Genomic DNA, 11,881 nt, shown 5'->3' on the forward strand with positions numbered 1-11,881 from the left:
ACCATGAATGCAGTCACCGAAACCGTCGATCTCCAAGCACCACCGACGCCGCTGGTTTTCACCGATTCCGCTGCGGCCAAAGTCAAAGATCTGCTGGCCGAAGAAGGCAACCCCGAACTGAAACTGCGCGTGTTCGTGCAGGGTGGCGGCTGTTCCGGCTTTCAGTATGGCTTTACCTTTGACGAAGCCGTCAGCGACGACGACACCGTGCTGGACAAGGACGGCGTGCAGTTGTTGGTCGACCCGATGAGCTTCCAGTATTTGGTCGGTGCCGAAATCGACTACAAAGAAGACCTCGAAGGCGCTCAGTTCGTGATTCGTAACCCCAACGCGACGACCACCTGCGGGTGCGGTTCGTCGTTCTCGGTGTAACGTCCGCAAGGCTGGGCCTCGCCCCAGCCTGCCTGCTACCCCGTCTGTAGCAAGAATCCGATTTTCAGCGCCCCAGCCGCTCAGGCTGGGTACAGCGCGCCCAGTACACGCGGCCCGCGTGCACCTGTGACCTCGGGTACGCCCGCCGGAATCCGGTCCAAAAAGACCTGTGCCAACCAGGCAAAGGCCATTGCCTCTACCCATTGGGCCGGTACGCCCGCGCTGTCTGTGGGTTGAACGGGGCGCTGCAGGCAGATTGCCAATTCGCGCATCAATCCCGCGTTGCGGGCTCCTCCACCGCACACCAGCACATCGTGGGTTGCCGGGGCTGTTGCCTCTAGCGCATCTGCCACGGTACGCGCCGTAAATCGCTGCAGTGTCGCTTGAACGTCCTGCGGGGCGAGTCTTGCCGCACCCTCATAATCCTGCAGACGCTCGTCCAGCCACGCAGCGTTAAACAAGTCGCGCCCCGTCGATTTGGGGGGCGGCAGCACGAGCCAGGGTTCTTCGGTCAATAGATGTTCGAGCAGCCCCGGCTGTACCTGTCCAGTCGCCGCCCATTGCCCGTCCTTGTCGTAAGGTTGGCCCGTATGCCGTTGGCACCAAAGGTCCAGCAAAACATTGGCGGGGCCCGTGTCAAACCCGCGTGGCGGCTCACCGGATTTTAATAGGGTCAGGTTGCCGATGCCGCCCAGGTTCAAAATGGCCCGCGGGGCGGGCGACGCGAACATGGCTGCGTGAAACGGCGGCACCAACGGGGCACCCTGGCCTCCAGCGGCAACGTCCCGGCTGCGGAAATCGGCCACCACGTCGATACCGGTCAACTCTGCCAGCAAGGCCGGCGCATTGAGTTGCAGCGTAAAGCCCAATTCCGGACGGTGTCGCACGGTTTGTCCATGTGCGCCAATCGCAGCAACGGCAGTGGCTGGTTGCTGTGCCTGATCCAAGAGGGCGTGGACCGTATCGGCGTATAGCCGCGCCAAAGCCTGGCTGGCCAGTGCGGCGCGATGCAACTCGTCGGCACCGCTTTTGTTCAGCGCCAGGAACTCGTGTCGGAGCTCGGCGGGCATGGGCAGCGCGGCGGTTGCCAGGACCTGTATCGCAGGCGTCTGTGCGACGTTCTTGATCGCGTGCGCAGTTGTGGGAGCGCTACCGGATTCCGATGGGGCGGCGCCAGGTGCATGTAGACGCACCAGCACCCCATCGGCGCCGTCCAGGCTCGTGCCTGACATCAGGCCGATGAAAAGGCGGCCGGTCGTCAAAGCAGATTGGCCGCGAGATCGAGGCATGGCATCAGCGAGGCAAGCGTCGCGTCAACGGCTCGCGACATTCGTACTGGACTCAGGCAGCGTTTGCTGCAGATGGGTCAACAATGCGAGCTGTTGCTTGTAGGGCTCTGTCGCCGCCTGGAACTTGCGAGCCTCGTCCGGATCGAGCGGGCGAGAGATCGGCAGGTCCGCAGCCAAGGGATCGACAGGCTGGTTGTCAATCCGGAACTCGTAATGCAGGTGCGGGCCGGTCGCCCAGCCCGTCGAGCCCACGTAGCCGATCAACTGGCCCTGCGACACCTTGGCGCCGACTTTGACATCGGGGGCAATACGGCTCTGGTGCGCATACAAGGTCGAATACTGGCCATAGTGCTTGACGATGACCACGTTACCGTACCCGTTTTGCCAGCCGGCAAACTCCACGGTGCCATCCGCAGTGGTATGGATCGGCGTGCCCGAGGGCGCCGCATAATCCACGCCCTTGTGTCCCGTCCAGGTTTTATGGATGGGGTGCATGCGCATGCCAAAGGTCGAACTGATGCGGGAAAATTTCAGCGCGGTGCGCAAAAATGCCCCGCGCAGGCTGACGCCGTCAAAGCCGTAGTAATTGCCTGATTTTCCGTCCGGGCTGAACCACACTGCGTTGTAGGTCTTGCCGTTGTTGATGAATTCCACGGCTAACAAACGACCGGCACCGGCATAGCGGCCCTGATGCGAACGGACCTCGTAGACGACGCGGAATTGGTCGCCCGGGCGAATATCGCGCAGAAAATCGATCTTGGAGCCGAGCACGTCGGCCATCTGCTGTGTGATCGAATCCGGAATGCCGGCGGTATCAGTTGCGCCGAATAGTGAATTGCGAATCGTGCCGACGGCGACGCGCGTCTGCAAGTCGGTGCGGTCGGTGATCTCGCGTGCTGTGTACGAGTCGTCCGACGGTGTCACCAGCAGCATTTTGGTGGTGACCTGGCCGTCGTCTTCTTCGCCTGGCGTATGGATATAACGCAGCCAGACCAGATTGCCCTGTGCATCGGTTGCTGCCTGCACTGAGCGTCCAGGATAGAGCTTGTAAATGCTGCGGGCGCTGGGGGCCTGTGTCAAAAAGCGCTGCAAGCCCGGTGCGTCAATTTCGAGGCGCTGCAGCACCGAGGCCAGCGTATCGCCGGCCCGGATACGCGTTTCGCTGACAAACGGCGCATCGCTGTCAACGCTGCTGACACTGACTTGGTTTGACGCCAGAGGCAGCACGCTTTGAATCTGGCGCGACAGGGGTAATTGAGTGCGGTCGGGTTGTTGGACCATGCCCAGCGCCGCGGCGCCAGCGAACAAACCTATCGTGCTGACCAGTAGCGTGCGGCGTAGCCAGCCAGCGCGACGGGACGACTCGGGGCGAGACAGGGCGGCCGTGCTGCCAACGGAGCGATCAGCCGGGCTGTGAGAGCCACGATCTATCAAAGTAAAGCCTTTCAAGGGGGTGTAAGTCCCCAAGGATGCAGATACGCCAGCACAGCATCACCCGGGCGCATCTGCGATACGCAAGGGGGCCGCGCCTCTGGCGAGGCATCTTGTGAACAACAGGGGTTAAGCCGGGTCGCAACGGCAATGACGCCATAATGGCTACAGTTGCGTATGATTAGCGTCGTATCCTAGCTGATTCAGCTAGAATTTTCGACTGATTTACCGATCACGCTGACAGTTTTTACACGTTTCTTGCAATTTTCGGCTCTTTCTTAGTCTTTTATCGCCGCATCCGGCCCCAGATATGTCTCAACCCGAAGCCCCCATTACCCCCGAAGTCGAAGCCGACCTGCGCGTCGCCAAGCGCGGTTGCGACGAGTTGCTCGTCGAATCGGAGTTCGCCCGCAAGCTGGCCAAGAGCCGCGCTACCGGCGTACCGCTGCGCATTAAATTGGGGTTGGATCCTACCGCGCCCGACATCCACTTGGGTCACACGGTGGTGCTGAACAAGATGCGGCAATTGCAGGACCTGGGGCACAACGTCATCTTCCTGATTGGCGATTTCACGTCCACCATTGGTGATCCCAGCGGCCGCAACTCCACGCGCCCGCCGTTGACGCGCGAGCAGATCGAAACCAATGCCCAGACCTACTACGCGCAGGCCAGCATGGTGCTGGACCCCGCACGCACTGAAATCCGCTACAACTCCGAATGGAGCGATCCGCTGGGCGCGCGGGGCTTGATCCAATTGGCGTCGCGCTACACCGTTGCGCGCATGATGGAGCGCGAAGACTTCACCAAGCGCTTCAAGGGCGGCATTCCCATTGCCGTGCACGAATTCTTGTACCCCTTGATGCAAGGCTACGATTCCGTCGCACTGAAATCCGATCTCGAGCTGGGCGGTACTGACCAGAAATTCAACTTGCTGGTCGGCCGCGAGCTGCAGAAAGAATATGGCCAGGCGCCTCAATGCGTGCTGACCATGCCGCTGCTCGAAGGCACCGATGGCGTCGAGAAAATGTCCAAATCCAAGGGCAACTACATCGGTATCTCCGAAACCCCGGATTCCATGTTCGGCAAGCTGATGTCGATCTCTGACACGCTGATGTGGCGTTATTTTGAGTTGCTGTCGTTCCGTTCGCTGGACGACATCGCTGCGCTCAAGGCGGCTACCGATGCTGGCGCCAATCCGCGCGACGCCAAAGTCGCCCTGGCGCAAGAGATCATTACACGCTTCCATTCGGCCCAGGCGGCCGAAGACGCCTTGGTGAATTTCCAGGCCCGTTTCCGTGACGGTGCGGTGCCTGACGATATGCCCGAGGTCAATGTGGCAGGCGCTCCGTTGGGGATTCTCAAAGTATTGCGTGAAGCCGGCCTCGTTGCCTCGGGCGCAGAAGCCCAGCGCAACGTCGAACAAGGCGGCGTCAAGGTCAACGGCGACCGCGTCGAAGACAAATCGTTGCAATTACAGGCCGGGTCTTACGTCATTCAAGTAGGCAAGCGCAAGTTCGCTCGTGTTAATTTGGCTGGGTAGGAAGCGCCTACTGCCTCGCAGGAGTACGACATGAAACTTTCGAGTCTATCTTTTTCCGATAACGAATCGATGCCCGACCGCTACGCTTTCGGCAAGATCGACGCCCAGTCGCACGTCATCCTCGCGGACAACTTCAATCCCCAGTTTTCCTGGGGAGAGGTCCCCGACGGCACTCGTTCGTTCGCCCTGATCTGCCACGATCCGGATGTCCCCTCAAAGCCCGACGATGTCAACCAAGAGGGACGGACCGTACCGGCAAGCTTGCCCCGTGCGGATTTCTTTCACTGGGTCTTGATCGACCTGGATCCGGAGCTGCGTGAAATCGAAGAAGGCGCCTTTTCTAGCGGTATCACCCCGCGCGGCAAGGGTGGTCCCCTGGCGCCTAACGAGGCTCGCCAAGGGATCAACGATTACACCTCGTGGTTTGCGGCCGATCGCGATATGAGTGGCGACTATTTCGGCTACGACGGGCCGTGCCCGCCGTGGAACGACGAACTGCTGCATCGCTACGTCTTTACGCTGTACGCCTTGGATGTTCCCAAACTGGACGTGCATGGGCACTTCAATGGCAACGATGTGCTGAAGGCGATGCAAGGTCACATTTTGGCCCAGGACAGTCTGACAGGCGTCTATTCTCTGAATCCGGATCTGGCACCTAGGCAAATCGGTAGCACTGCTGCTACCTGACGCCGTTTGGGATGTCGTCAGATTCGCCCCTCAGAGTTTTGTCGCTGAGGGGCGAATTTTTGTCAGTGTGGCGTCGATGCGGGGCGAGCACCCGCAATTGCATGAGATCTCCTCATGCTCAACTTGAGGCGATCTGCAAGTTGTCCGCGCGTTCCTTGCTTTTGGCGGGTTTCTCAGCGAAATTTCCGCAATTTCAAGGTCCTAGCCCGAAACGCCGCGGACCCATCGCGGTAAACTAACGGTCATCCATTACCTCCGTTCGCCATTTACGCCTCAGGAACCCCCAATGTTCGACCGCAAACTCACCTTGTCCCAGGTAGATCCCGACGTCTGGGCCGCCGTCCAGAAAGAAGACGTCCGCCAGGAACAGCACATCGAGCTGATTGCCTCGGAAAACTATGCCAGCCCCGCCGTCATGGAGGCTCAAGGCACCCAGCTGACCAATAAATACGCGGAAGGCTATCCGGGCAAGCGCTACTACGGCGGTTGCGAATACGTCGACATCGTGGAACAACTGGCTATCGACCGCCTGAAGCAGATCTTCGGCGCCGAGGCGGCTAACGTGCAGCCCAACTCGGGCTCCCAGGCCAACCAGGGTGTGTATATGGCCGTGCTCAAGCCGGGCGACACGGTTCTGGGCATGAGTCTGGCCGAAGGCGGTCACTTGACCCACGGCGCCTCTGTCAACGCTTCTGGCAAGCTGTACAACTTCATTTCGTACGGCCTGGATGCCAACGAGGTCCTGGACTACGAACAAGTCGAAAAGCTGGCCAAAGAGCACAAGCCCAAGCTGATCGTCGCTGGTGCGTCGGCTTATGCTTTGCGTATCGATTTCGAACGCATGGCACGCATCGCGCACGACAATGGCGCGCTCCTGATGGTCGACATTGCTCACTACGCTGGCCTGGTCGCTGGCGGCGTGTACCCCAATCCGTTCCCGCATGCCGATTTTGTGACCTCCACCACGCACAAATCCCTGCGTGGCCCCCGTGGCGGCGTCATCATGATGAAGGCCGAATACGAAAAGATCATCAATTCGGCGATTTTCCCTGGTATTCAGGGCGGTCCGCTGATGCATGTCATCGCCGCCAAGGCCGTGGCGTTCAAAGAAGCCCTGACGCCTGAGTTCAAGCAATACGCCGAACAAGTCGCCAAAAACGCCAAAGTGCTGGCCGAAACGCTGGTCAAGCGCGGTTTGCGCATCGTGTCAGGCCGTACCGAAAGCCACGTCATGCTGGTCGATCTGCGTCCCAAGGGCATCACCGGCAAAGAAGCCGAGGCTGTGCTGGGCCAGGCGCACATCACCGTCAACAAAAACGCCATCCCCAACGATCCGGAAAAGCCTTTCGTGACCAGTGGTATCCGCCTGGGCACCCCGGCCATGACCACGCGTGGTTTCACCGAAGCCGACGCCGAGCTCACCGCCAACCTGATCGCCGACGTGCTGGATAACCCGCGCGACGAGGCCAACATCGCTGCCGTGCGCGCACGCGTGAACGAGCTGACGGCCCGCCTGCCGGTGTACGGCGGCTAAGGCATCAACGCGCAGGCGCTCCCTCGGGTGCCTGCGTATTGTGGCCTGATAGGCGCTTTTTCTGGCCAATCCGCCCAAGCTGGCCGGCGATCAATGCGCCGGCCAAAGCCCTCGTCTGCCGTATATTTGCCACGCTGGCGCGTCATGCGTCCGCAACATTTACAATACGGCGACTGAAATGGACTGGGGGGCGCATCATGAAATGCCCATTTTGCGGCAATGTCGATACCCAGGTAGTGGATAGCCGGGTATCCGAAGAAGGCGATACGATTCGCCGCCGTCGCCGTTGCCTGTCCTGTGACAAGCGTTTCACCACCTACGAGCGCATCGAATTGGCCATGCCGTCCGTGGTCAAACGCAATGGCAGCCGTAGTGAATACGATCCTGCCAAGCTGCGCGGTAGCCTGTCCCTGGCCCTGCGCAAACGTCCCGTCAGCACTGACGAGGTCGACAGTGTCGTCGCCCGCATCGAAGAAACCCTCCTGGCCAGTGGCCAACGCGAGGTGTCGACCGAACGCATTGGCGAACTGGTCATGGTCGAGCTCAAAAAGCTCGATAAAGTCGCCTACGTCCGTTTTGCGTCGGTGTACAAGAATTTTGAGGACATCGGCGAGTTTGTCGAGGCGATTCGCGAAATGCAGGGTCCCATGCTGCCGGGCAAATTGCGCCGGAAATAGCGTACGGCGCATACAATCGCATACGTGACTGCTACGACTGATTCCGACGATATCACCTGGATGCGCCACGCTTTGGCGCTGGCGCGCAGCGTGATGACTTCCACCACGCCCAATCCGAGGGTAGGGTGCGTCATCGTGCGAGATGGCCGCATCGTGGGTGAGGGTGCGACTCAGCCGCCTGGCGGCCCTCATGCCGAGGTCTGCGCGTTGCGCGACGCCGCCAATCGTGGCGAATCGGTGCAAGGCGCCACCATGTACGTGACCCTAGAGCCCTGCAGCCATTTCGGGCGTACACCGCCATGTGCCGATGCCATTGCGGCCGCACAGCCTGCTCGCGTTGTGGTGGCCATGGGAGACCCCAATCCCCAAGTCAATGGCCAAGGCCTTGCGCGGTTGCGGGCCGCGGAGATCGCCGTGACGACCGGGATCTGTGCGGACGAGGCGCTGGAAATCAACGCAGGATTTGTCGCCCGCATGAGTCGGGGCACGCCATGGGCCTGGGTGAAAATGGCGGCATCGCTCGATGGGCGCAGTGCGCTGCATAACGGGGCGTCGCAATGGATCACCGGCGAAGCTGCGCGTGCCGATGGCCACGCATGGCGTGCGCGCAGTTGCGTGGTGCTGACCGGCATGGGCACCATTCTCAAAGACAATCCGCGTTTGAATGTACGTGCGGTGCCGACGACGCGAGCGCCGCGGCGGGCGGTCGTGGACGGGCGTTTCGAGATCCCTGAGGACGTTGTGCTATTCGATAGTGCAAACGCCGATGGCGTAGAAACCCTGATTTTCACAGCAGATCCCCGGGCGCCAGATTCTGATAAAGCAGCCCGTCTGGCCGACCGGAATGTCCGCGTCATTGCCTTGCCCGACGGTGATACCCATCGCGTCGATTTACCCGCCATGATGCGCTGGCTGGGCAGCCACGACATTAACGAGGTCCATGTCGAAGCAGGTGCAGGATTAGGCGGCGCCTTATTGTCGGCCGGTTGCGTGGATGAATTGCTGGTGTATCTGGCACCCGTCTTGCTCGGCGATGCCGCTGCCATGTTGCGCTTGCCGCTGCTCGAACATCTGGAACATGCCCGCCGGTTCGAGTTCACCGATACGCTTCGCCTCGGCACGGATCTGCGTCTGCGTGCCAGAGATGCGGCTCGCTGGCAGGCTTTGCATCAAGCGATCATGTGCCGTCAGGACTAAGGCATTGGCGCGGCAACGATCAACAGGGCAAAGCCCTACATTTAACGGCTAAAGGAAACCCATTCTATGTTTACCGGTCTGGTCGCGGCAGTTGGCCGTATCACGCATCTGGAGCCGCTGGCAGAGACTCAGCAGGGCGGCGTACGCTTGACGATAGACGCAGGCGAACTCGATTTGAACGACGTGCGCCTCGGCGATTCCATTGCGGTGCAGGGCGCCTGCATGACGGTGATTGCCCTGCAAAAGCAAGGGTTTCAGGTCGATGTGTCGCGTGAAAGCTTGAATCTGACGATCGGATTGGATCGCATGGGCGAAGTCAACCTCGAAAAATCACTGCGAGTCGGCGATCAAATCGGCGGACATCTGGTGTCCGGCCATGTCGACGGCATGGGCGAGGTCCTGCGTTTCGAGGCCGTAGGGGAATCCCGCGAACTCGTGATTCGCGTGCCGGAACAGCTGGCGCGATTCCTGGCGTACAAAGGCTCCATCACCGTCAACGGCATCAGCCTGACGGTAAACCGTGTCACAGACGTTGTAGGCGGATGTGACATCAGCATCAACATCATTCCGCACACGCAATCCGTCACTACCTTGCGCAATGTCGCCGCGGGTGATCGTGTCAATCTCGAAGTCGATACGATCGCACGCTATGTCGAACGTATGCTCAACGTCAGTCCTTCGGTCTGATTTTCGTGAGAGCAAATCAGCACGGGGCGTGCCTAGGCACGCCTTTTTTGTTGCCGGGCCGCCCCAAAACAAAAACGCCCCCTTGTGGGGGGCAGCAAGCCGAAGGCGCAGCGTGGGGGCCTTTTTTGTTGCCGGGCCGCCCCAAAACAAAAACGCCCCCTTGTGGGGGGCAGCAAGCCGAAGGCGCAGCGTGGGGGCCTTTTTTGCTTTCTGGTGCGCACCATTCGTGCGCGTGATGCGCGCTGCCTGTGCAGTCGCGGCCTGAATTGGCGTCGCTGATATGCACTGAAACGTGCATTACCAGCTTTCACATGAATTTGATGATTCTTTGCTTGATTCGCGGAACTTGTTCCGTGATGCTATAGCCTAACGTAACACAGGCCCGTTAACCCCATCTATGGTGTGTGCCGAAAGCAACATATCAAGATGATGTGCATAATCCCATTACGAGAAAGTCTAGCGACATTCGAAAATGAGGAACACAATGGGATGACGGACTCGTTAACCGACCATGAGCTGTAGGAGGTTCTCCGTGCAAAACATCGTCGAAGGCTTCAAGTCGCTGTATGCGCAAGACCAAGAAACCGAGCTTTCCCTCGAGGAATATCTCGATCTGGTCAGAAGTGATCCCATGGCATATGCCAGTCCCGCAGAACGCATGTTGGCGGCGATAGGGGAGCCAGAACTCATCGATACGCGCAATGACCCGCGTTTGTCCCGGTTGTTTTCCAATCGGGTCGTGCGGCGCTACCCTGCGTTTAAAGAGTTTTTCGGGCTGGAAGATGTCATCGATCAAATCGTGGCTTTCTTCAAGCACGCGGCTCAAGGGCTCGAGGAACGCAAGCAGATCCTGTACTTGCTGGGGCCAGTCGGCGGTGGTAAATCTTCCATTGCAGAACGCTTGAAAGTGCTGATGGAGGCCTATCCCATCTATGCGCTGAAAGGTTCGCCCATCAACGAGTCGCCGTTGGGCCTGTTTCATCCCGACCGGTTCGGCGATACGCTCGAAAAAGAATACGGCATTCCCCGCCGCTATCTCAGCGGCATCATGTCGCCGTGGGCCATCAAGCGGTTGAAAGAATTCGGCGGCGACATCTCGCAGTTTCGCGTGGTGCGCCTGAATCCGTCGGTGTTGCGCCAAGTGGCGATTGCCAAGACCGAGCCTGGCGACGAAAACAACCAGGATATTTCCTCGCTGGTCGGCAAGGTCGATATCCGGAAACTCGATCGTCACTCGCAGGATGATCCCGACGCGTATAGCTACTCGGGCGGCCTGTGCCTGGCAAACCAGGGGCTGCTGGAATTCGTCGAGATGTTCAAAGCGCCCATCAAGATGCTGCATCCCTTGCTGACGGCGACACAAGAAGGCAACTTCAAGGGCACCGAAGGGTTCTCCGCCATTCCGTTCAATGGCTTGATCCTGGCGCACTCGAACGAGTCCGAATGGCAGACTTTCCGCAACAACAAGCACAACGAGGCGTTCCTCGACCGTATCTATATCGTCAAGGTGCCGTACTGCTTGCAAGTCACCGAAGAAATCGAGATCTACAACAAGCTCCTGCGCAATAGCTCGCTGTCCACGGCGCCATGCGCTCCGGGCACGCTGGATATGATGGCGCAGTTCTCCGTGTTGACGCGTCTGAAAGAGCCGGAAAATTCCAGCATCTATTCCAAGCTGCGGGTCTACGATGGCGAATCGCTGAAAGACGTCGATCCCAAAGCCAAGGCGTTGCAGGAATATAAAGAGTACGCCGGTACCGACGAAGGCATGACTGGGGTATCGACCCGTTTTGCCTACAAGATTCTGTCCAGCGTCTTTAACCACGATCAGACCGAGGTGGCCGCGAACCCCGTACACCTGATGTACGTACTGGAGCAGCGTATCGTCCGCGAGGATTACCCCGAGGAAATACGCCGCCGTTATCTGGATTTCATCAAGGGCTACCTCGCGCCGCGCTATGCGGAATTCATCGGCAAGGAGATCCAGACCGCTTATCTGGAGTCCTATTCCGAGTACGGGCAAAACATTTTCGACCGCTACGTGACCTTTGCCGATTGCTGGATCCAGGACGAGGAGTTCCGCGATCCCGAGACCGGCGAGAGTTTTGATCGCAGCGCCTTGAACGACGAACTGGAAAAAATCGAAAAGCCTGCAGGAATTGCCAACCCGAAGGATTTCCGTAACGAGATCGTGAACTTTGTATTGCGCGCCCGTGCCAATAACGCTGGCCGCAATCCGACCTGGACCAGCTACGAAAAACTGCGTGAAGTGATCGAGAAGAAAATGTTCTCGAACACCGAAGACCTGCTGCCGGTGATTTCTTTCAACGCGAAAGCGTCCGCGGAAGACAAATCCAAGCATCAGAGCTTTGTCGATCGTATGGTGGACAAGGGTTATACCGAGAAGCAAGTCCGCTTGCTGTGCGAGTGGTACTTGAGAGTGAGGAAGTCATCCTGAGCGAGGTGA

At 59.2% G+C, this 11,881-nt stretch carries 10 protein-coding genes; 8 read left to right on the plus strand and 2 right to left on the minus strand.

The features are described from left to right. Positions 1–3 precede the first annotated feature (3 nt). Positions 4–372, plus strand: a complete 369-nt coding sequence (erpA, locus tag ACNA0J_RS12435) for an iron-sulfur cluster insertion protein ErpA (RefSeq protein WP_415819168.1) — start codon at positions 4–6, stop codon at positions 370–372. A gap of 80 nt (positions 373–452) precedes the next feature. On the opposite strand, the gene ACNA0J_RS12440 is transcribed toward erpA, so the two are convergent. Beyond that, on the minus strand, positions 453–1,661 hold the full coding sequence (locus ACNA0J_RS12440; RefSeq protein WP_415819169.1) for an anhydro-N-acetylmuramic acid kinase: 1,209 nt from the start codon (positions 1,659–1,661) through the stop codon (positions 453–455). A gap of 24 nt (positions 1,662–1,685) precedes the next feature. After that, positions 1,686–3,092 (minus strand): M23 family metallopeptidase, encoded by a 1,407-nt coding sequence (locus ACNA0J_RS12445; RefSeq protein WP_415819286.1) that lies wholly within the window; start codon positions 3,090–3,092, stop codon positions 1,686–1,688. A gap of 310 nt (positions 3,093–3,402) precedes the next feature. Between ACNA0J_RS12445 and tyrS the strand changes: the two genes are divergently transcribed. From tyrS to ACNA0J_RS12480, 7 genes are all read left to right on the plus strand, one after another. After that, the gene (gene tyrS, locus ACNA0J_RS12450) at positions 3,403–4,632 is read left to right on the plus strand and encodes a tyrosine--tRNA ligase (RefSeq protein WP_415819170.1); all 1,230 of its coding nucleotides are present in this window, start codon (positions 3,403–3,405) and stop codon (positions 4,630–4,632) included. A gap of 30 nt (positions 4,633–4,662) precedes the next feature. After that, complete coding sequence (locus ACNA0J_RS12455; RefSeq protein ID WP_415819171.1) at positions 4,663–5,319, plus strand: YbhB/YbcL family Raf kinase inhibitor-like protein; 657 nt, start codon at positions 4,663–4,665, stop codon at positions 5,317–5,319. A 286-nt stretch (positions 5,320–5,605) separates the two neighbouring features. Continuing rightward, a complete protein-coding gene (glyA, locus tag ACNA0J_RS12460) occupies positions 5,606–6,853 on the plus strand; it encodes a serine hydroxymethyltransferase (protein WP_415819172.1) in 1,248 nt (415 codons plus the stop codon). Between the two features lie 197 nt (positions 6,854–7,050). Beyond that, entirely contained in the window at positions 7,051–7,530 is a 480-nt protein-coding gene (gene nrdR / locus ACNA0J_RS12465) for a transcriptional regulator NrdR (RefSeq protein WP_415819173.1), read from the plus strand. Between the two features lie 24 nt (positions 7,531–7,554). Beyond that, positions 7,555–8,727: a bifunctional diaminohydroxyphosphoribosylaminopyrimidine deaminase/5-amino-6-(5-phosphoribosylamino)uracil reductase RibD gene (ribD, locus tag ACNA0J_RS12470; RefSeq protein ID WP_415819174.1), complete on the plus strand. Its 1,173-nt coding sequence runs from the start codon at positions 7,555–7,557 to the stop codon at positions 8,725–8,727. A 66-nt stretch (positions 8,728–8,793) separates the two neighbouring features. Then, positions 8,794–9,414, plus strand: a complete 621-nt coding sequence (locus ACNA0J_RS12475; protein WP_415819175.1) for a riboflavin synthase — start codon at positions 8,794–8,796, stop codon at positions 9,412–9,414. A 532-nt stretch (positions 9,415–9,946) separates the two neighbouring features. Beyond that, on the plus strand, positions 9,947–11,872 hold the full coding sequence (locus ACNA0J_RS12480; RefSeq protein ID WP_415819176.1) for a PrkA family serine protein kinase: 1,926 nt from the start codon (positions 9,947–9,949) through the stop codon (positions 11,870–11,872). Positions 11,873–11,881 lie beyond the last annotated feature (9 nt).

The sequence above is a fragment of the Bordetella tumbae genome, from assembly GCF_965139195.1.
GTDB classification, from domain to species: Bacteria; Pseudomonadota; Gammaproteobacteria; order Burkholderiales; family Burkholderiaceae_B; genus Bordetella_A; species Bordetella_A tumbae.